This is a genomic window from Exiguobacterium sp. s166 (assembly GCF_018618855.1).
Lineage (GTDB): Bacteria > Bacillota > Bacilli > Exiguobacteriales > Exiguobacteriaceae > Exiguobacterium_A.
Map to the genome: position 1 here is coordinate 1 of NZ_JACSMU010000004.1, position 20,715 is coordinate 20,715.

Sequence of the window (20,715 nt, forward strand, 5' to 3'; positions counted from 1 at the left end):
AAAGTGTTTGACTTGCTCGTTGTGTGACCGAAGTCACGTTGACGAAGCTTGCGCTTCATTCATTGTTTGTATCCGAAGATACGTTTTTTGCCTCATCGTTCAGTTTTCAAAGTTCGTCCGCGCCTGTTTTGGCGACTCAATTAGAATACCAAGTCTGAAACAACAAGTCAACAACTTTTTGAAAGAAGTTTTTCTCTTGTTTCCGGCAGTGCGCTCGTCCACTTAAGGACAAGAAATAATATACCATGGGATTTATTATTGTACAAGTGTTTTTTTATAAAAAAAGAAAAACTCTTTTTTCCATCGAATTTATGACGAAAAAGAGAGCGTTTCTTCTATATATAGTACACATGAAGCTGGCCTTTAATCCATAAGCTGAATGATGTTCAGTTGCCGTTCCTCCATCAAGTCTTTAACAATACGCTGATTATGTTCTTCATACGTAATCACCGGGCGGTCAAATACACTGTTTTTTCGGAGGACCGTTGCAATCTTCCCGTTACTCATCAAGACGCGATCACCTGATTCTATCGGTAATAATAACTGTCCAAGAAGCATGACATACTTCGAATCGTACTGCATAGGTCGCGCTTTTAAATGACAGTACGCATCATAGACCTTATAAGCTTCACGATACGGGCGCCAACTGGTCATGGCTGCAAAGACATCCGCTACGATGAACAGTCTCGTATGATCCATGATTTTATCCCCTTTAACTTTCAAAGGATATCCGGAACCGTCCAGCCGCTCATGATGTTGAACGATCAAGCGTTTCACTGTATCGGAGATGATGTTCTCTTTTTGTAAGGCTTGGAACGCCATCGCAGGATGACGGTGAAAGATTTCTTGTTGCATCGCTTCATACCGCTTTGTGTGACGCCATTCCATGATACGGGCCAATCCACAGTCCGCAAAATAGGACGCCACCCATAAATCATGAATCATCTTGCGCTCTTTTCCGGCTGCTTCCGCAAGTAATTGAGCAATCGCTCCCCGGTAAATTGCATGTCGCACGGTGTACGCTTCTGTTCCTCGCTCCAGGAAGTACGGTAAGATATCTTCCCGTCGCACCAGGTCCGGCATGGATTCCTTCACCCATCTCAACGCATCATAGACATTTGGAACTAATCCTTGTTCCCAGGAAGTGAATACCTGATTGTAGGTTTCAATCAACGAATCAAATAGACTGTCTTCTGCTATCTCTTCCAGTGCCTGATCGGTCATCGATGCTTCCATCATCCCTTCAGGCCGTTCCTCGATATCTACTTCTTTAATCAAAAATCGTTTGATTCGTCGTAATTCATCTGCTCCAATCTTTTTTCCAGCTTCAACGATTGGAATATCCGTATGTAAAAACAGAGACTCGGTTATCCGGTCACCAAGAATAAGTCGCTCACTTGCCACGCGCATCGTTGTCTCGTTCCTTCCCTTGAGTGATTTTTTAGAAAAACAGCAGAGTAAAGACAAGATTGTCCCCACTCTGCTGTACGTCGTTCTACTTTGTTTTATTCTTCTGTCTGCTCAGCATCGCTGTTCATCTCAGAAGTTGAAACGGTCTGTTCTTCCAAACTCGTTTCGCCTTCTTCTAATACAGCATTTTCTTCCTCGACAGCATCTTCTTTTTTCAGTTTTGCAACTGTCGCGACACGATCGCCTTCTTCGATTCGAATCACTTTGACCCCTTGTGCGTTACGTCCGACACTTGAGATGTTTTGTGAATCGGTCCGAATGACGATGCCGCTTTCCGTCATGATCATGATGTCATCATCGACATCAACAATCCGGAGCGCAACAATTTGTCCGACACGGTCTGTCACTTTACTGGCAATCAATCCTTTACCACCACGTGACTGGGTGCGGAACTCTGTCATTGGTGTCCGTTTCCCGAAACCTTTTTCCGTAATGACGAGTACATCCTGCTCATCACGGGCCAGTTCCATTCCGATGACGATAGCGTCTGCCGATAAGTTCATCGCTTTGACGCCTCGAGCACCACGTCCCATTGAGCGAACGTTCGTAATTGGGAAGCGGATAGCTTTTCCGGTATTCGAGACAGTAAAGACCTCATCTTCCGTCGAAGCAAGACGAACCGATGTCAATTCATCATCTTCAAACAGACGAATCGCAATCAATCCATTTTTATTGATCCGGGCGTAAGCAGATAACGGTGAACGTTTGACCCGACCTTTGCGTGTCATAAAGATCAACGATTTCTGTTCATCCTGCATCACTTCTTCTGCATCGAGCGCTTCTTCCGGTTCTTCAAGACTGTCCGGTGCCTCTTCCGAAGTGACTTCGACATCAATGATGTTCTCGGTCGCTTCCGCTGCCTCTTGTTCTTCAAGGTAACGTTTGAAGTTGACCGGAATCATCGTTTCGACCTTCTCATCGCGTTCGATTTGAATCAAGTTGATGATTGGTACACCTTTCGAAGTCCGGCTCATCTCCGGTACTTCATACCCGCGAATCCGGTAGACTTTTCCACGATTCGTAAAGAAGAGAATCGTATCATGTGTCGAACACGACAACAGACGGGTTACATAATCCGTATCGTTCGTGCCGATTCCTTGGACACCGCGTCCGCCGCGGCGCTGCGCGCGGTACGAATCCGTCGTCAAGCGTTTGATGTAGCCGCTGCTCGTCAACGTAATGATGATATCTTTTTCCGGAATCAAATCTTCATCTTCGAATTCGATGTGGTCCATCCGAATTTCAGTCCGGCGTTGATCGTTGAAGCGTTCTTTCACTTCTTCGAGTTCTGTCCGGATTAATTCAAGCAAAACTTCATCGCTTTCGAGAATTGTTTTAAGTTCCGTAATCAATTGCATGATTTCGTCATACTCCGCATCAATCTTCTCACGTTCAAGTCCCGTTAACCGCTGCAGGCGCATATCAAGAATCGCCTGTGATTGTTTCTCGGATAAGGCAAACCGGTCCATCAACTGTTCCCGGGCAGCATCCGCTGTCCGATTGGCACGGATGATCTTGATGACTTCATCGAGATGATCAAGGGCAATCCGTAAACCAGCTAAGAGATGTTCCCGTGCTTCTGCTTTCTCGAGATCAAACTGCGTCCGGCGACGGACGATTTCTTTTTGGTGCTCGAGATAGTGATACAACATTTCTTTCAGCGTCAATGTACGCGGACGGCCACTGACGATTGCCAGCATGTTCACACCAAATGTCGTCTGCATCGACGTTTGTTTATAGAGGTTGTTAAGAATGACACTCGCGTTGGCATCACGGCGAATCTCCATGACGATACGCATACCGCGGCGATCGGATTCATCACGTAAATCAGTGATACCTTCGATTTTCTTCTCACGGACGAGATCGGCAATCTTTTCAACGAGACGGGCTTTGTTGACCTGGTACGGCAACTCCGTCACGATGATCCGTTCACGATCTTTTTTCGTCTGCTCGATTTCGGCTTTTGCCCGAACGATGATCGATCCGCGTCCGGTTTCATAAGCACGTCGGATTCCGCTGCGTCCCAAGATCTCACCGGCTGTCGGGAAATCTGGTCCTGGAATATGCTGCATCAGTTCGGAAATCGTGATGTCCGGATTATGCGACAAGGCAAGGACACCATCGATGACTTCACCGAGTTGGTGAGGCGGAATGTTCGTCGCCATCCCGACCGCAATCCCGCTCGAACCGTTGACAAGTAAGTTCGGGAAGCGGGATGGTAACACTTCCGGTTCCCGTTCCGATCCATCGTAGTTATCTTTGAAATTGACGGTATTTTTATTGATATCGCGAATGATTTCCATCGCGATTTTTGACATACGGGCTTCCGTATATCGCATGGCAGCGGCTGAATCGCCGTCGACAGAACCAAAGTTTCCGTGACCGTCGACGAGTTCATACCGGTAACTGAAGTCCTGCGCCATCCGAACCATCGTGTCGTAAACAGCAGAGTCACCGTGCGGGTGATACTTACCGATGACTTCACCGACGATACGGGCAGACTTCTTATGCGGTTTATCCGCGCGGATACCAAGGTCATTCATCGCATATAAAATACGACGATGACCCGGTTTTAAACCGTCACGGACATCCGGTAAAGCACGTGCGACGATAACGCTCATCGCATAATCCATGAAGGATGTACGCATTTCTTGACTGATGTTGATATCTTTAATGATCCCTTGTTGATCGGACATTCGTATGGCCACCCTCTCTATTCAACGTTAAATATCCAAGTTCTTCACATAGTGGGCGTGCGACTGGATAAAGTCACGACGTGGTTCTACCTGGTCTCCCATCAAAATGTCAAAGACCTCATCTGCTTCGATCGCGTCCTGTAATTCGACACGCAGCATTTGACGACCACTCGGATCCATCGTGGTTTCCCACAGTTGCTCCGGATCCATCTCACCGAGACCTTTATAACGCTGAATGTCGTATCGTGCGTTTTCCGGAAGTGCTGCTAATGCTTCGTTCAACTCACGTTCGTTGTGCACGTACGTGATGTTTTTCCCTTGTTTGATTCCATAAAGCGGCGGTTGGGCAATGTAGACGTAACCGTGCTCGACCAGCGGACGCATGTAACGGTAGAAGAATGTCAATAACAGTGTCCGGATGTGGGCACCATCGACGTCGGCATCGGTCATGATGATGACTTTGTGATACCGGGCTTTTTCGATATTGAATTCAGAACCGATACTTGTTCCGAGCGCCGTAATGATCGTCCGGATTTCGTTACTGCCGAGAATCTTATCCAGGCGTGCTTTTTCGACGTTCAAGATTTTACCTCGAATCGGTAAGATGGCTTGGAAATGACGATCACGTCCAGATTTCGCTGAACCACCCGCCGAGTCACCCTCAACGATGTAGATTTCGGAAATCGTCGCATCACGTGATGAACAGTCGGCAAGTTTCCCTGGAAGTGAACTGACTTCAAGGACCCCTTTGCGTCGTGTTAATTCACGGGCACGTTTCGCAGCCATCCGGGCACGGGACGCCATCATTCCTTTTTCAACGATGGCACGGGCACTTGTCGGGTTCTCCATCATGAACTGTTCAAACGCGGACGAGAACAACGTATCCGTTGCCGTCCGTGCATCCGAGTTCCCGAGTTTCGTTTTCGTCTGTCCTTCGAACTGTGGATTCGGGTGTTTGATCGAGACGATTGCCGTCATCCCTTCACGCACATCTTCCCCGGACAACGTACCGTCGGCTTCTTTCATCAGACCGAATTTTTTCGCGTAATCATTGATGACACGTGTCAAAGCCGTTTTAAAACCGGTTTCGTGTGTTCCACCTTCATGTGTCGGGATATTGTTCGTGAACGAGTAGATGTTGGCTGCAAAACCATCGTTATATTGCAACGCCACTTCAACTTCAATCCCGTCCCGGTTACCGTGTACATAAACCGGTTCTTCGTGGACGACTTCTTTCGAACGGTTTAAATGCTCGACGTACGACTTGATTCCGCCTTCGTAATGGAAACTGCGCGTAATCGGTTCATCCGCACGATCATCCGTAATTTCGATCGTCAGTCCTTTATTTAAGAATGCCAGCTCACGAAGTCGTGTCGCAAGCAGATCATAATCGTATTCGAGTGTTTCCTGGAAGATTTCATCATCCGGGAAGAAACGGATCATCGTCCCGGTTTCTTCCGACGTGCCAATGATATCTAAATCCGCAGCAGGTACACCGCGGTGATACGCCTGGTAATACAGTTTTTCATTCCGTTTGACGAAAACTTCAAGTTTCGTCGAGAGTGCGTTAACGACAGATGCCCCAACACCGTGAAGACCACCGGATACTTTGTATCCGCCGCCGCCGAATTTACCGCCGGCGTGAAGGACTGTCAGGATAACTTCGACTGCCGGACGTCCCATTTTTTCCTGGATATCGACCGGGATTCCCCGTCCGTTATCTTCAACCAGAATCGAATTACCCGGTTCAATCGTAACTTTGATCGTATCGCAATACCCTGCAAGTGCTTCATCGATCGAGTTATCGACGATTTCCCATACTAAATGGTGAAGCCCCTTCGATGCAGTCGATCCGATATACATACCCGGACGTTTCCGAACGGCTTCTAGACCTTCAAGCACCTGAATCTGATCGGCACCGTACCCTTGTTCTAATTCCATATCTTCATGATTACTCATCGGTTTTCTCACCTACTATTTCTTTGTATGATGTCTCTTCCAAAATGACGGCCCCCTGTTTCACGTGGAACAACTTCGCCTGTTTGATCGTTTCATGTGCGATTCCATCGACACTCGTGGTCGTCAGAATGGTTTGCACTTTTTGTTGCATCGTATCGAGCAAATGGGTTTGACGATGATCATCGAGCTCGGATAAGACATCGTCGAGAAGTAGCAACGGATATTCCCCCACTTCTTCATGAATCAATTCAATCTCTGCTAATTTCAAAGAGAGTGCTGCTGTCCGTTGTTGTCCTTGTGAACCATAGGTCTGGACATTCCGACCGTTGACTTCCATTTCGAAGTCATCCCGATGCGGACCGAACAGGGTCACACCTCTTCGGATTTCGTTTGTCTTTATTTTACCAAACTTCTGCATGTAAGAAGCAGTCATTCCTTCAACATCGAGCAAATCATTGCTAAATGTATCCGAACGGTAAATAAGGACGAGCTGTTCCTGTCCACGACTGATTCCTTCATGAATCGGACGTGCCCACTTTTCGAGCTGGGCAATGAAGCGATGACGGCGCTGAACGATTTTAACGGCAAGCGTAATCATCTGCTCCGTCAAGACATCGAGGAACGTCTCATCTCCACCTTTGATCGATAACTGTTTCAGCAATGCATTCCGCTGTTTGAGAACTTTTAAATACTGACTGAGTTCATGTAGATAGACCGGACTGACCTGACCAATTTCCATATCCAAAAAGCGACGTCTGATTTGTGGACTGCCTTTGACGATGTGTAAGTCTTCTGGTGCAAACAGCACGATATTCAACGCACCGACATAATCACTGAGCCGGCGCTGTTCGAGATGATTCAGCTTCGCTTTTTTACCGCGACTCGAAATCGCGATTTCCTGCGAGTGAGATCCTCTTTTTTTATGAATCCGTCCTTCGACACGAGCTGTCTCGGCATCCCACTGGATCAATTCTTTGTCATGCGTCGTCCGGTGAGACTTCGCAAGGGCAAGAACATAGATCGCTTCCAGGAGATTCGTCTTCCCTTGCGCATTCTCCCCAATCAGCACATTCGTCTTTTCGGAAAAAGATAATTCCAACGACTCATAGTTGCGATAGTGACTGAGCCGGACCGAATCTAGTCGCACGTTAGTTTCCCTCGTTCTTAATGATGAACTGACCGTAATCTTCTACGTCAATCACATCTCCATCCCGTAATTTACGACCGCGTCGCTGATCGACTTCACCGTTGACAAGAATGGGTACCTCGGCGAGGAACGGTTTAGCTTGTCCACCGCTCGAGATGATATCAGAAAGTTTCAGGAACTGACCTAATGTGACATATTCTGTTGAAATCTTGATTTGATTCATGGTTTGACTCCTCCTACCTACATATTATAAATGACGTACTCTTTATTGTACTAAAAAACTTACGATTTGGCAAAATGAACGAACGTATATACGGATTTCAAAAAAAGCCCAAGGAACATAGAGGGTTCCTTGGGTATGAATCATGCTGTTCGAACAGGAAGAATCAGTTGCAGGACGTTGTCTTGGTCAACCGGATGCAGGATGAACGGTCGGATCGAACCGGTGAACTGGATTTCGATATCCGTTGCGTCGAGTGCCTTTAACGCATCCATCATATACTTCGAGTTGAACGAGATTTTCAGCTCTTCTCCTTCAAGCGATAAGATACTGACTTGTTCCGACACTTTACCGACTTCCGGTGAGTGCGAAGAAATTTCGACTGCCGTCGTGCCTTCTGCTGCGAACTTGATGACATTGTTGCGGTCTTCCCGTGCAAGCAGTGACGCACGGTCGATTGCTTGAAGTAATTCCTTCGCATTCATGCGGACTGCTGTCCGGTACTCTTCCGGAATCAAACGGGATGTATCTGGATAGTTGCCGTCAAGCAGACGCGAGAAGAATAAGACGTGTTTCATCTTAAACAGGATCTGTTGATTCGTAATCGTAATGTCGACGTGACCATCACTAAGTAATTTGGATAATTCGTTTAAGCTTTTTCCCGGTACGATGACGTTTTGGAACGAAATCTCATTGTCCGTCTCAAACTGGGCCCGTCGTAACGCCAGTCGGTGACTGTCTGTCGAGACGCATGTCAGGATGTCCTTGTCCGCCGAGAAGTTAACACCCGTCAATACAGGACGTGTTTCCTGTACGGCGACGGCAAAGCTCGTTTGACGGATCATTGACCGTAACAAATCAGCCGGTAAACGGAACTGTTGTCCGCCGTCGACTTGCGGTAAGCGCGGGAATTCATCCGGATCAAGTCCGTTCAAGTGAAATTCTGCCGTACCTGATTGAATCCGTGTCATGAAGTTGGGTGAAACTTCAAGGATTACTTCGTCTGTGGGTAACTTCTTGACGATATCCCCAAAGAAGCGGGCATTCAAGACGACACTGCCTGCACGATGGACCGTAACATAGGAAGTACCGTTCTCTTCTGCATAGATGGTCCGTTCGATTGAGATTTCCGTATCGCTTCCTGTCAGCGTCATACCGTCTCCGTGGGCTTCGAGTTTGATTCCCGTTAAGATCGGAATCGTTGTCCGGGATGAAACAGCTTTTGCTACATCTTGAATTGCTTGGATTAAAGTATCCCGTTGAATTGTAATATGCATATTGTCGTTAAGCTCCTCTCAAAATGGGCGTTACATCATCATAACATAATAATATATTTTTTTAATAATAGTATTAGGGGCTGTGGATAGTGTGGATAAGTCGGTGGATAACTTGGTATAGAGCCAAAACGCGTGTGGATAACTTGTGGATAACTAGCCTCTTTTATCCACAGCTTATCCACAGGTTTACGAATGTTTCAATTCATGCTTAATTTGTTCGATGACTTTTCCCGTTTCTCCATCCGATTTGACAAGTGTACTGATTTTTTCGTGTGCATGAATGACGGTCGTGTGATCACGTCCCCCAAACTCCTCACCAATCTTCGGTAATGAGCTTTCTGTCATCTCCCGCGACAGGTACATGGCAATCTGGCGTGGAAAAGCAATCGACTTCGTCCGTTTTTTAGCTTTTAAGTCATCAAACGGCAGATTAAAGTGTTTACTGACCGATTCCTGAATATCACGAATCGTGACCTTGCGCGGTTCACTCGCCGGCATGATGTTATGCAACGCTTCAGCGGCAACATTCGGATCAATGGTGCGTCCGACCAGGTTGGCGTAAGCAATGACGCGGGTTAAGGCCCCTTCGAGTTCGCGAATGTTCGTATCGATCTGGCTCGCGATGTAGAGCATGACTTCATTGGAAACATCCAGTTGTTCCGCATTCGCTTTTTTACGAAGGATGGCAATTCGTGTTTCAAGATCCGGTGGTGTGATGTCTGTAATCAAACCCCACTCGAAACGGGAACGCAACCGGTCTTCAAGCGTCGGAATTTCTTTAGGTGGACGGTCACTCGAGATGATGATTTGTTTCTGATCGTTATGCAAGGCATTAAAGGTGTGGAAAAACTCTTCCTGCGTCTGTTCTTTTCCGGCGAGGAACTGAATATCATCGATTAACAGAACGTCGATGTTGCGGTATTTATTGCGGAACTGAACCGTTTTGTTATCCCGAATAGAGTTGATGAAGTCGTTCGTAAACTGTTCAGAGGAAACGTACGCGATTTTTGTCCCCAGCTTCTGGTCCTGAACATATTGACCAATCGCATGCATCAAGTGCGTTTTCCCCAGTCCGACGCCACCATAGATGAAAAGCGGATTATACGCTTTAGCCGGGGCTTCCGCTACAGCTAACGAAGCAGCGTGTGCAAAACGATTCCCCGATCCGATGACAAACGTATCGAACGTATATTTTTCATTCAACTGTCCGAGTTCACTCATGACCAAATCATCGGAGGACTTACGGGTCTTTGGTGTTTTAGTCTTCGGTGGTGCAGCTTCGATCACTTCTTCTTCCTCATTTTGACGATCGAGCATATGTTTTGCCTGACCTTCCTCGATAAACTGAATATCAAGCCGGCTTCCTGTCACTTCTTCGACGGTATCTTCTAATAGAGATAAGTACTGACGTTCCAACCAGGTGACGGTAAATGCGGCTGGTGCCGAGACGATTAACGTCGTGCCGTTGAGCGTGACCCCTTCGGTAGACTTTAACCACATGTCGTAACTCGCTTTTGGGGTACGTTGTTCTTCCTCGATTACAGATAATACATTGTGCCAAAGTTCGGCAGCGTTTTTCATAAATACCCCCCTTTTTCTATCATGATATAAAAAACTATACACAGCTTTATGCACAGGACAAGGTTAATGAAGGAACACGACTTATCCCCAGAACATAAAAACTGTGGATAACGTTATCCACAGGGGCTGATTTCAGTGTATAAAGTTATCCACATGTTGTGTATAACTTGAAGAATCAATTTGTCTTACGTTCTTGTTATGCACAATTAGTGTATCAAATGAAATGAGGTCTGGCAATGCTTAGAACGATTTATCCACAAGTAAATCCACATATACACAGGTAGTTACCCACAGGCTGTGGACAGTGTGGATAAACTGTGGATAAGGTGTGTATAACTTTTCGAAAGAGGAAGCGTTCAGAAATAGTTATGCACAAAATGAAAAAAGTGGCGTTAAAAATTATAAAAACAAACCTTGACGTTGATTTTAAAAAATACTATTGTAGACAAAGTGATGAGTTATCCACGGAAAGTGTGGATAGTGTGGATAAGTCTGTGGATAGTTTGAAAAAGGGATTGTTTGATTCGTTTTCCATTCCATCCGATCGACAAATCGTATCGTATGATATGAAACCGACTGGGGAATCCTATTTTCACGAATCCTGTCATTTTTTGCTGAAAATGCTTGTGATAATTCTTCTGAACTTTCATTGACAAGGTCACTTTTGCTTTATATAATATACAAGACTGCCTTAAAGTAGAAAACGATGATTTTTATAGAGTAATTTTTAAAGGAGGTGCAGACTAATGAAACCAACTTTCAACCCAAACAACCGTAAGCGCAAAAAAGTTCACGGATTCCGTGCGCGCATGGCAACGAAGAGTGGCCGCCGGATCTTGGCTGCTCGCCGTCTTAAAGGCCGCAAAGCCTTGACTGTATAATCGAGCGATGATGAGATCACTTCTGGCGCTGCCTGAAGTGATCTTTTTTTTGTAGTTTTAAGGGATGTTCGTGCTTTTGTCACAAGACCCCTCTCGCAGAGCGGGTTTGTTCTATGATATGATGAAAGACGACGAATTTTCGTGATGACAGGATGGAGTGTGATCAAGGTGAAGAAGGAATACCGCGTCAAGAAAGACAAGGAGTTCCAAGCGGTGTTTACTCGGGGAGCCTCTGTCGCAAATCGGCAATTTGTCGTATATGCACTAAAGAAAGAGCAGCAAACTCACTTTCGGATTGGTTTATCGGTGAGTAAGAAAATCGGGAATGCCGTTGTCCGTAACCAGGTTAAACGGTATGTACGTGAAGCATGCCAGCTTCATGAAGCCTCGCTGGCCCCGAATTATGATTTTGTGATCATCGCACGCAATCCGGCTGCGAAGATGACTGCTCAAGAAGTTGCTGACAGTTTACGCCATGTCTTTAAACGATCCGGTGTATGGAAGCGACAGGTAAAATAAACGTGTAGTATATCCTGTTGATTTGTAGCGGCCACTCGCCTGCTTCTATATATAGATAGAACTTCGAGGACCGACCACGTGTAAACATTACTAGGAGGAATTATGAACAAGAGAACTAAGATTTGGCTGACTCTCGGATTGATGTCCGTACTCGCGGTCGTTCTATCCGGTTGTACACCTGGGACATACGGAACAGGTGAACCGATTACTGGTGACACAGAAGGCTTCTGGAAACATTACTTTGTTTGGCCGATGGCTTGGCTCATTCGTGAAATTTCGCATTTCTTTAATGGGGATTACGGAATCGGAATCATCGTCACGACGTTACTTGTTCGTCTCGTCATCTTGCCGTTGATGATCAAACAAACGAAAAGTATGGGTGGTATGCAAGTTATCCAGCCAGAAATGATGAAGCTTCGTGAGAAGTACAGTTCGAAAGATCAGGAAACACAGCAGAAACTGCAACAGGAAATGATGAAGCTGTACCAAGAGCACAATGTCAATCCGCTTGCCGGCTGTTTACCGATCTTGATTCAAATGCCGATTTTGATTGCTTTCTATAACGCAATCATCTATACACCGGCAATTTTCCAACACACGTTCCTCTGGTTCGATCTTGGAAAACCGGATCCGTATTTCATCTTACCGATTTTGTCTGCTATCTTTACGTACTTGCAGCAAAAACTCTCAATGGCTGGACAAGATGACAATCCACAGATGAAAATCATGTTGTACGTCTTCCCGATCATGATCTTCGTCATGGGTGTAACGTTACCATCTGCCTTGTCGCTGTACTGGGTCGTCGGTTACATCTTCTCGATCATCGTCACGATTGCAATCATGAAGCCAATGCGTGAGAAAATCAAAGCGCAGACGGAAGCAACGATTGCTTCAAAACGCGAACAAGAAGCGGCGAATGCTGCTCCTGCTCCGAAAAAACCGAAAAAGAAACGTTAACAATAAGTGAGAGCGATACTCCGTTTTACAGAGTGTCGCTCTTTTTCTTTTGCGCTATTTCGTGTATAGTTGTCACGTTATACCCATTTATATATTCCTGAACATTCACTATAGAAAAGATTGTAAGAAAAGATTGCAGAAAACGAGGTGTGAACAACTGATGATGGAATTTGATACGATAGCCGCCATTTCAACACCGATGGGTGAAGGCGCAATCGCAATTGTCCGTTTATCCGGTCCAAAAGCAGTCGAAACGGCCGATCGCGTCTACCGCGGCGCCAACCGGTTGACTGACGTCCCGACACATACGATTCATTATGGAAAATTGGTTGAACAGACGACAGAACAAGTCGTCGATGAAGTCATGGTCAGTGTCATGCGGGCACCAAAAACGTTTACGCGGGAAGATGTCGTCGAACTGAATTGTCACGGCGGAATCGTTGCCGTCAATCGCGTGCTCGAACTGATTCTCGAACAGCCGGACGTTCGTCTCGCAGAACCGGGTGAATTTACGAAACGGGCCTTTTTGAACGGTCGGATTGACCTGTCACAAGCAGAAGCCGTCATGGATTTGATTCGTGCGAAAACAGACCGGGCGATGACAGTCGCAGTCGGTCAAATCGAAGGACGGTTATCAAAACTGGTCCAGGATTTACGCGAACAATTGTTGCAGACGATTGCTTCGATTGAAGTCAACATCGATTATCCGGAATACGATGCGGAAGAAATGACGCAACAAATCGTCCAGAAAGATGCAGGCGAAGTCCGCCGGATTCTAACGGAACTTCTGGCGACGGCACGACAAGGGAAAATCCTCCGGGAAGGCTTGTCGACTGCCATTATCGGACGTCCGAACGTCGGAAAATCGTCTTTGCTCAACACATTGGTGCAAGAAGCAAAAGCAATCGTCACGGATATCGCCGGGACGACGCGGGATACGATCGAAGAATACGTCAATGTCCGCGGTGTGCCGCTGAAATTGATTGATACGGCCGGCATCCGGGAGACGGAAGATATCGTTGAACGGATGGGTGTTGAGAAATCGCGGCAAGCCTTAAACTCCGCCGATTTGATTTTACTCGTCTTAAACGGAAATGATGCATTGACGGAAGAAGACGTCCTGTTATTTGAAGCGATCCGGGGCATGAATGCAATCATCATCGTCAATAAAAGTGACTTAACACAAGCAATCGATCTGACGCGTGTCAATGAGCTTGCGGACGGACGTCCCGTCGTGACAACCTCCCTGCTCGAAGAAGCGGGCGTCACGGATCTTGAAGCTGCGATTGCATCCCTCTTCTTTGAACAAGGGGTTGAAGGGCAAGATATGACATACGTCTCGAATGCCCGTCATATTCAATTGATCAAACAGGCAAGTCAAATGATTGAAGATGCACTCGGAGCGGCGGAAGCGTCGATGCCGATCGATATGGTCCAAATCGATTTACGCCGGGCGTGGGATACACTCGGTGAAATCAACGGGGACACAGCGCAGGACAGTTTACTCGATAAATTATTCTCACAATTTTGTTTAGGGAAATAAATGTTGTCAGGTTGTTGATTTTTAAAAGGAGGAACCACAGTTATGGCTTATCAAGCAGGCGAATTCGATGTTATCGTCATCGGAGCCGGTCATGCAGGGATTGAAGCATCTCTTGCAGCCGCCCGTATGGGTTCAAAAACCGTCATGTTGACGATGAATCCGGACATGGTCGGATTCATGTATTGTAATCCGTCCATCGGCGGACCGGCAAAAGGAATCGTCGTCCGCGAAATCGATGCCCTTGGCGGAGAAATGGCACGGGCGATTGACGCGACTTATATTCAAATGAAAATGCTCAACACATCAAAAGGTCCGGCTGTTCGTGCACTTCGGGCACAGGCGGATAAATTCGAATACCAAAACCGGATGAAAAAAGCACTTGAAGATGAACCGAATCTGTTGTTACGTCAAGCACTCGTCGAGCGGTTAATCATCGAAGACGATACATGTGTCGGCGTCGTCACGAATACAGGAGCCGAGTACCGGGCAAAAGCGGTCATCATCACGACCGGAACTTTCATGCGCGGGAAAATCATCATCGGTGAATTGTCGTATGAGAGCGGTCCGAATAACCAGATGCCGTCAGTCAACTTGTCTAAACACCTGGAAGAACTCGGTTTCGAGCTCGCCCGTTTCAAAACCGGTACACCACCCCGGATCGACGGGAAAACGATTGATTATTCAAAAACGGAAATTCAACCGGGTGATGCTGTCGCATTGCCGTTCAGTCATGAAACAACACAGATGATTACGGAACAGATTCCGTGCTGGTTGACGTATACGACTGAATATACGCACCAATTGATCGACGCGAATCTCCATCGCTCCCCGATGTTCTCCGGAATGATTAAAGGAACGGGTCCCCGTTATTGCCCGTCGATCGAAGATAAGGTCGTCCGCTTCAGTGATAAACCGCGTCACCAGATTTTCCTTGAGCCGGAAGGCCGCGACACGGAAGAAGTCTACGTCCAAGGACTGTCAACAAGTCTGCCGGAAGACGTTCAACACGATATTTTACGGTCGATTCCAGGACTTGAAAAATCAGAAATGATGCGTCCCGGTTATGCGATTGAATACGATGCCGTCGTTCCGACACAGCTCTGGCCGACATTGGAAACAAAACGGATCGCCGGACTGTTCACAGCCGGACAAATCAACGGTACAAGCGGCTACGAAGAAGCAGCCGGACAAGGCATCATGGCCGGAATCAACGCGGCCCTGAAAGTCCAGGAACGAGATCCGCTCATTCTGTCCCGTTCACAAGGGTATATCGGTGTCATGATCGATGACCTCGTCACAAAAGGAACAAACGAACCGTACCGTTTGTTGACGTCACGTGCCGAATACCGGTTATTGTTGCGTCATGACAATGCCGATTTGCGTTTATCGGATATCGGATACGATCTCGGATTGATCAACGAGACACGCCATGCAAAACTGGCTGAGAAAAAAGAAGACATCCAACGGGAAATGAAACGACTCGAAAAAGTCGTCATTAAAGCAACGAGTGAAGTCAACGAGCGCTTGACGGAAATCGGTGTTTCGCCGTTGAAAGAGGCACTACATGCCATCACGTTACTGAAACGTCCGGAAATCACCTATGCGATGATTGCCGACATGACACCGCCGCCGGTCGCTTTGTCTGCGGAAGCAGCGGAGCAGGTCGAAATCCAGGTCAAATATGCCGGTTACATCGACAAACAGCTTGATCAAGTCGAACGGATGATGCGTATGGAGAAAAAACGGATTCCGGAACGTCTCGATTACGATGTCATCAGTGGTCTCGCAATTGAAGCCAAACAAAAACTAAACCAAGTGCGTCCGCTTTCGATCGGACAAGCATCACGGATTTCAGGGGTCAATCCATCTGATATCTCGATTTTGCTTGTTTATATCGAGCAAGGCCAATACGCATTGACTGCGGAGTGAAGAGAATGAACCAACAGCAATTCGTAACCGCATTAGCGGAGCAAGGATTAGAAGTATCGGACCATCAATTGCAACAGTTCCGGAAGTATTATGAACTGCTTGTCGAATGGAACGAAAAAATGAACTTGACGGCCATCACGGATGAGGAAGGTGTTTACCTGAAACACTTTTATGATTCAATCACGGCAGCATTCTATTTTGATTTTACAAAAGTCGAAACTGTTTGTGATGTCGGTGCCGGCGCCGGTTTCCCGAGTCTGCCGATTAAAATCATGTTCCCGCATCTGAAAGTGACGATTATTGACTCACTCAACAAACGAATCGGGTTCCTGAACATGCTCGCGACAGAGCTTGGACTCGAAGGTGTCGCTTTCCACCACGGACGTGCCGAAGAATTCGGGAAAAATAAACAGTTCCGGGAACATTTTGATGTCGTGACGGCGCGTGCCGTTGCCCGGATGTCCGTTCTTGCGGAATACTGTTTACCGCTTGCCCGAGTCGGCGGCCAATTCGTCGCGTTAAAAGCAGCGAAGCTCGGTGAAGAACTCGAAGAAGGCGCGACAGCCTTGAAGGTGTTAGGTGGAAATTTGCGGGAAAGTTTCCAATTCCAATTGCCAGGGGAAGAAAGTGAGCGTAATATCGTAATTGTCGATAAAAAACGATTAACACCCGGGAAATATCCGCGTAAAGCGGGGACACCGGCAAAAGATCCACTGGGTTAAACACCGTTTCACGTGAAACGATGACTGATGAAGGCGAGGTACACCAACGTGAAGAATGCAATTGCCAAACTGCTCGGTAAGGGAGGACAACCCGTTTCCCTAGAGCTAGATCCACAAGATACTGTCCGTGAGTTGAAGTTAACGGAACTGGTCGCCAACCGGTTCCAACCGCGGACCGTCTTTGACGGGGAACGGATTACCGAACTAGCGACCACGATTGAAGAACATGGTTTACTGCAACCGATTGTCGTCCGAAAACAAGGCGAAGGATATGAAATCATCGCCGGCGAACGCCGTTTTCGGGCAGTTCAATCGCTCGGATGGGAGACAATTCCCGCTATCATTAAAGAGATGACAGACGAGACGACGGCTGCCCTCGCACTCATCGAAAATCTACAACGTGAAGAACTGACACCAATCGAAGAAGCGGAAGCGTACGCGCGGTTGCTTGCGATGCAGGAAATCACACAGGAAGTGTTGGCACGCAGACTCGGACGGAGCCAGTCAACGATTGCGAACAAGCTTCGTTTGCTGCGGTTACCGGAAACGGTCCGGGAGGCCCTGAAACAACGGAAAATCACGGAACGCCATGCCCGGGCTCTCCTGCCGTTAAAAGCAGCTGATTTACAGCTTCAGGTTTTGGTTGAAATCATCGAACGCGAATGGAATGTCAAAGAGACGGAACAACGTGTCGAACGGTTATTGACCCCAAAAGTTCCGAAAAAGCGTCATAAAAGTTTTGCCCGGGATACACGGATCGCTTTAAATACGATCCGTGATTCTGTCGATATGATTGAACGGACCGGTTTGACGGTCGAAAAAGAAGAAGTTGATTGTGAAGAATATGTCGAGGTGCGGATCCGCATCGTGAAGGCACGTCCGTAAACTAGCGGTCGTGCCTTCCGCTACGTTTAGGAGAGATACGTATGAATGAAATACCGATTGGAGCCATCCGGCCGAACCCGGGGCAGCCACGCAAACAGTTCCACGAGAAGGCACTGACTGAACTGGCCAATTCCTTGACGCGGCACGGAATGATTCAACCGATTGTCGTCCGCCCGCGCGAGGGATTTTACGAAATCATTGCCGGGGAGCGTCGTTATCAGGCAGCAAAACAAGCTGGATTCAGTCGTGTTCCGGTCTTGATTATTGAAGCGAACGAAACCCGTGTCATGGAACTGGCACTGATTGAAAACATTCAGCGTGCGGATTTGAGTGCAATTGAAGAAGCCATGGCCTATGCCGAGATGTTAGAGGAATTTAACATCACACAGGCAGAGCTTGCGAACCGTGTCGGAAAAAGCCGTTCCCATATTACGAACAGTCTCCGTTTATTACAGTTACCGGTTGAGGTCCAACAAGCCGTTATGGAAGAACGGTTATCGATGGGACATGCACGGGCTTTATTGTCCTTAAAGCATCCACTGAAGATCGAACGGATGGCGGAACGTGTCATGCGTGAAAATTGGAATGTCCGGCGCCTCGAACAGGAGTTGCGTGAAAAAAAACAGGTGCGTCCGGCAGCCAAACAGTCAACGGAACTGGATTTCATCGAAGAAACGTTACGGGAACGGATTGGGGCGACTGTCCGCATTAAGATGACGAAACAAGCTGGAAAACTCGAAATTGATTTTACGGACGAGGACGATTTAAATCGAATTCTCGAACTGCTTTTACCTGAAGAAGATTAACAGCAAAGGATCCATTCCAGTATGGTACTTGGAATGGATCCTTTTTTTGAAACTTACAGGATAAAGGAAAGGAGAAACACTGCCCTTAAATTGAACGTGGTGTGAAGGAGATGGTCGTACGTGTTGTCTCAGCTGCTAATTTCGTATCGAGCAAGGCAAAACTATCAGCGACGAGTTCAGCCAACGCATAAACAAGATGGAGGCGTGTATTTTGAAGGATCATCATTTCCATAAAGCCACTGACATTGACGACAGCTTTAATATTAAAATCACCGACAGCCGGTAATTCTTTTTGGACACCGGCACCAGGAGCAAGCGGACCTTCCGAGAAGAAGACATGACCGACACTTGAAAGGCGACCGAGACAGGCATCGATGGCGATGACGAGCGGACGGTAATGTGTCGTTTGAATCGAATGAATGGTTTCGGCCAGATTCAATGCATGGACCGGTTTGGCTAATGTCCCATAGACATGCATGTTCGCCGGTCGATTTTTTTCCAAAAAGGTTCCGACGAGCGGTCCGAGTGAGTCGCCGGTTGACCGGTCGGAACCGATACAGACAAGGACGACGGGACGGTTTTCCTTCATGGCATTGACCTGTTCATGTAATTGTTCCGCCAGTCGTTCCTTAGCGAATGGTTCCGTATATTCTAGAAAGAAAGAATAGGGCTTTTTTTCGTGAGAATGAAAACGGAAATTCATCTGGATCATCCTTTCTTCTCCTGATGTCAGCATCCTGGTGTCGTGGTGAGAGTGAAGGCGTTCTGTAATGATTTTCCTTTCCCGGTTTTTGTGAAAATCTAACGTCAAAATCGGTTCTTTGGTTGAAAGTCATTTAAAATCACGTATACTGTCGTAATAGAGAGAAGATAGAGAGAAGTCGAAAGGATGGAGAGAATGGCTACCAATAAAGACGTACAGGATTCAGTCGCCCAGGTTGACCGGATTCTAGACCAAGTCATGGACGCAGACATGTGGATCCGCTTTGGATTGAAGTTATTGATCGCCCTGATTATCATCGCCGGTTTTTATGTACTGATGCGTATTTTAACAGGTGCGGTTTCGCGATTATTTACGATTCGAAAAATCAATGAGCATGATTCATTGGCGCAACGCCAAAATGAAACGTTGTTGAAACTGCTCCAAAATGCTATCCGTTATGTTCTTGGAATCGTCATGCTCTTGACGGTCCTCAGTCAGTTCGGAATCAACATTACAGGTCTTGTCGCCAGTGCCGGTATCGCCGGTCTTGCCATTTCGTTTGGGGCAAAGAACCTGGTTCAGGATATCATTACCGGGGCCTTCATCATCTTTGAGCGACAGTTTAAAGTCGGTGACTTCGTCCGTGTCGGTTTGATTGAAGGGGTCGTCACAGAACTCGGAATCCGGACGACGAAGTTAAAAGGATTGAATGGAGAAATCCACATCATTCCGAACGGACAAATCTTACAGGTGACGAACTTTTCCGTCGACAACAGTTTTGCTTTAGTCGATGTGCAAGTATCGTATGAAGAAGATTTGGAACGGGTCGAACAGGTCTTGCATCAAATTGCTAACACGACGACGGAAAAATATACCGACATGTTTATCGAGCCGATCCAAATGCTTGGTGTCCAGACACTTGGACCGTCAGAAGTCGTCTACCGCCTGATGGCAGAAGTGCCACCGATGCAACATTTCCAGGCCGGTCGTTTGATCCGGAAAGAACTCAAGCAGGGACTCGAACTGGAAGGAATTAAGATTCCGTATCCACGGATGGTCATGATGAATACAGAACAAGGGAATGGTGGTCAAGCCGATGATGCCAAAAACGTACAATCTTCATGATTATGTCGAAATGAAAAAACAACATCCTTGCGGAACGAACCGTTGGCAAATCATTCGTGTCGGGATGGACATCCGCATTAAATGTCAAGGATGCGGAGCGAGTATCCTGATGCCGCGCCGCGACTTCGATAAGCGTTTGAAAAAAGTCTTACCTGAATGAATACGAGCAAACCCCTGGCGACCGGAAAAGGTCTTCGGGGGTTTGTTGCTGTTCCTTTAATCAAATACAAGACTGCTTTAAACTACAGCAAAACGTACATGAAACAATCTTGTCTTAAAAAAAGAAGACGCATCT

The 20,715-nt window shown here is 46.9% G+C and carries 18 protein-coding genes; 10 read left to right on the forward strand and 8 right to left on the reverse strand.

The window, feature by feature from the left end:
- Window positions 1–363: 363 nt before the first annotated feature.
- The 7 genes from KNP93_RS10205 to dnaA all read right to left on the reverse strand — a co-directional run bounded on the left by KNP93_RS10205 (window position 364) and on the right by dnaA (window position 10,350).
- Entirely contained in the window at window positions 364–1,410 is a 1,047-nt protein-coding gene (locus KNP93_RS10205; protein WP_114596784.1) for an HD-GYP domain-containing protein, read from the reverse strand.
- A 95-nt stretch (window positions 1,411–1,505) separates the two neighbouring features.
- On the reverse strand, window positions 1,506–4,166 hold the full coding sequence (gene gyrA / locus KNP93_RS10210; RefSeq protein ID WP_114596783.1) for a DNA gyrase subunit A: 2,661 nt from the start codon (window positions 4,164–4,166) through the stop codon (window positions 1,506–1,508).
- Window positions 4,167–4,193: 27 nt separating this feature from the next.
- Window positions 4,194–6,107: a DNA topoisomerase (ATP-hydrolyzing) subunit B gene (gyrB, locus tag KNP93_RS10215; protein WP_214855375.1), complete on the reverse strand. Its 1,914-nt coding sequence runs from the start codon at window positions 6,105–6,107 to the stop codon at window positions 4,194–4,196.
- Between the two features lie 10 nt (window positions 6,108–6,117).
- On the reverse strand, window positions 6,118–7,272 hold the full coding sequence (recF, locus tag KNP93_RS10220) for a DNA replication/repair protein RecF (protein ID WP_114596781.1): 1,155 nt from the start codon (window positions 7,270–7,272) through the stop codon (window positions 6,118–6,120).
- A 1-nt stretch (window position 7,273) separates the two neighbouring features.
- Complete coding sequence (gene yaaA, locus KNP93_RS10225; RefSeq protein WP_012368917.1) at window positions 7,274–7,495, reverse strand: S4 domain-containing protein YaaA; 222 nt, start codon at window positions 7,493–7,495, stop codon at window positions 7,274–7,276.
- Between the two features lie 140 nt (window positions 7,496–7,635).
- Window positions 7,636–8,769: a DNA polymerase III subunit beta gene (gene dnaN / locus KNP93_RS10230; RefSeq protein ID WP_012368916.1), complete on the reverse strand. Its 1,134-nt coding sequence runs from the start codon at window positions 8,767–8,769 to the stop codon at window positions 7,636–7,638.
- 186 nt (window positions 8,770–8,955) lie between these two features.
- Window positions 8,956–10,350, reverse strand: a complete 1,395-nt coding sequence (dnaA, locus tag KNP93_RS10235; protein ID WP_131973587.1) for a chromosomal replication initiator protein DnaA — start codon at window positions 10,348–10,350, stop codon at window positions 8,956–8,958.
- 746 nt (window positions 10,351–11,096) lie between these two features.
- On the opposite strand from dnaA, the gene rpmH reads away from it, so the two are divergent.
- From rpmH to KNP93_RS10275, 8 genes are all read left to right on the forward strand, one after another.
- The gene (gene rpmH, locus KNP93_RS10240; protein WP_012371910.1) at window positions 11,097–11,231 is read left to right on the forward strand and encodes a 50S ribosomal protein L34; all 135 of its coding nucleotides are present in this window, start codon (window positions 11,097–11,099) and stop codon (window positions 11,229–11,231) included.
- Window positions 11,232–11,399: 168 nt separating this feature from the next.
- Entirely contained in the window at window positions 11,400–11,750 is a 351-nt protein-coding gene (rnpA, locus tag KNP93_RS10245; RefSeq protein ID WP_012371909.1) for a ribonuclease P protein component, read from the forward strand.
- Window positions 11,751–11,852: 102 nt separating this feature from the next.
- Window positions 11,853–12,707: a membrane protein insertase YidC gene (gene yidC, locus KNP93_RS10250; protein WP_114596777.1), complete on the forward strand. Its 855-nt coding sequence runs from the start codon at window positions 11,853–11,855 to the stop codon at window positions 12,705–12,707.
- Between the two features lie 160 nt (window positions 12,708–12,867).
- Entirely contained in the window at window positions 12,868–14,250 is a 1,383-nt protein-coding gene (mnmE, locus tag KNP93_RS10255) for a tRNA uridine-5-carboxymethylaminomethyl(34) synthesis GTPase MnmE (RefSeq protein ID WP_285801104.1), read from the forward strand.
- Window positions 14,251–14,292: 42 nt separating this feature from the next.
- The gene (mnmG, locus tag KNP93_RS10260) at window positions 14,293–16,179 is read left to right on the forward strand and encodes a tRNA uridine-5-carboxymethylaminomethyl(34) synthesis enzyme MnmG (RefSeq protein ID WP_214766758.1); all 1,887 of its coding nucleotides are present in this window, start codon (window positions 14,293–14,295) and stop codon (window positions 16,177–16,179) included.
- A 5-nt stretch (window positions 16,180–16,184) separates the two neighbouring features.
- Entirely contained in the window at window positions 16,185–16,901 is a 717-nt protein-coding gene (rsmG, locus tag KNP93_RS10265) for a 16S rRNA (guanine(527)-N(7))-methyltransferase RsmG (RefSeq protein WP_012371905.1), read from the forward strand.
- Between the two features lie 27 nt (window positions 16,902–16,928).
- Window positions 16,929–17,786 (forward strand): nucleoid occlusion protein, encoded by an 858-nt coding sequence (gene noc, locus KNP93_RS10270; RefSeq protein ID WP_251138785.1) that lies wholly within the window; start codon window positions 16,929–16,931, stop codon window positions 17,784–17,786.
- A 41-nt stretch (window positions 17,787–17,827) separates the two neighbouring features.
- Window positions 17,828–18,592, forward strand: coding sequence for a ParB/RepB/Spo0J family partition protein (locus KNP93_RS10275; protein WP_214855158.1), 765 nt, complete (start codon window positions 17,828–17,830; stop codon window positions 18,590–18,592).
- 85 nt (window positions 18,593–18,677) lie between these two features.
- Here KNP93_RS10275 and yyaC read toward each other — a convergent pair whose 3' ends face one another.
- Complete coding sequence (yyaC, locus tag KNP93_RS10280; RefSeq protein ID WP_370528970.1) at window positions 18,678–19,304, reverse strand: spore protease YyaC; 627 nt, start codon at window positions 19,302–19,304, stop codon at window positions 18,678–18,680.
- A gap of 186 nt (window positions 19,305–19,490) precedes the next feature.
- Here yyaC and KNP93_RS10285 point away from each other — a divergent pair, with 186 nt between their 5' ends.
- Window positions 19,491–20,420 carry a mechanosensitive ion channel family protein gene (locus KNP93_RS10285; protein WP_131503622.1) on the forward strand — a complete coding sequence of 310 codons (930 nt, stop codon included), beginning with the start codon at window positions 19,491–19,493 and terminating at the stop codon, window positions 20,418–20,420.
- The gene (locus tag KNP93_RS10290; RefSeq protein ID WP_012371900.1) at window positions 20,392–20,580 is read left to right on the forward strand and encodes a DUF951 domain-containing protein; all 189 of its coding nucleotides are present in this window, start codon (window positions 20,392–20,394) and stop codon (window positions 20,578–20,580) included. Before KNP93_RS10285 ends, KNP93_RS10290 begins: the two co-directional genes overlap by 29 nt.
- The last annotated feature ends 135 nt before the right edge of the window (window positions 20,581–20,715 follow it).

Coding starts and splice junctions, on each gene's coding strand:
- dnaN (WP_012368916.1), bottom strand. CDS start 8,769: ATGCATATTACAATTCAACGGGATACTTTAATCCAAGCAATTCAAGAT.
- KNP93_RS10290 (WP_012371900.1), top strand. CDS start 20,392: ATGATGCCAAAAACGTACAATCTTCATGATTATGTCGAAATGAAAAAA.
- dnaA (WP_131973587.1), bottom strand. CDS start 10,350: ATGAAAAACGCTGCCGAACTTTGGCACAATGTATTATCTGTAATCGAG.
- mnmG (WP_214766758.1), top strand. CDS start 14,293: ATGGCTTATCAAGCAGGCGAATTCGATGTTATCGTCATCGGAGCCGGT.
- yidC (WP_114596777.1), top strand. CDS start 11,853: ATGAACAAGAGAACTAAGATTTGGCTGACTCTCGGATTGATGTCCGTA.
- noc (WP_251138785.1), top strand. CDS start 16,929: ATGAAGGCGAGGTACACCAACGTGAAGAATGCAATTGCCAAACTGCTC.
- gyrB (WP_214855375.1), bottom strand. CDS start 6,107: ATGGAATTAGAACAAGGGTACGGTGCCGATCAGATTCAGGTGCTTGAA.
- rsmG (WP_012371905.1), top strand. CDS start 16,185: ATGAACCAACAGCAATTCGTAACCGCATTAGCGGAGCAAGGATTAGAA.
- rpmH (WP_012371910.1), top strand. CDS start 11,097: ATGAAACCAACTTTCAACCCAAACAACCGTAAGCGCAAAAAAGTTCAC.
- yaaA (WP_012368917.1), bottom strand. CDS start 7,495: ATGAATCAAATCAAGATTTCAACAGAATATGTCACATTAGGTCAGTTC.
- gyrA (WP_114596783.1), bottom strand. CDS start 4,166: ATGTCCGATCAACAAGGGATCATTAAAGATATCAACATCAGTCAAGAA.
- KNP93_RS10285 (WP_131503622.1), top strand. CDS start 19,491: ATGGCTACCAATAAAGACGTACAGGATTCAGTCGCCCAGGTTGACCGG.
- yyaC (WP_370528970.1), bottom strand. CDS start 19,304: ATGATCCAGATGAATTTCCGTTTTCATTCTCACGAAAAAAAGCCCTAT.
- mnmE (WP_285801104.1), top strand. CDS start 12,868: ATGATGGAATTTGATACGATAGCCGCCATTTCAACACCGATGGGTGAA.
- KNP93_RS10275 (WP_214855158.1), top strand. CDS start 17,828: ATGAATGAAATACCGATTGGAGCCATCCGGCCGAACCCGGGGCAGCCA.
- KNP93_RS10205 (WP_114596784.1), bottom strand. CDS start 1,410: ATGCGCGTGGCAAGTGAGCGACTTATTCTTGGTGACCGGATAACCGAG.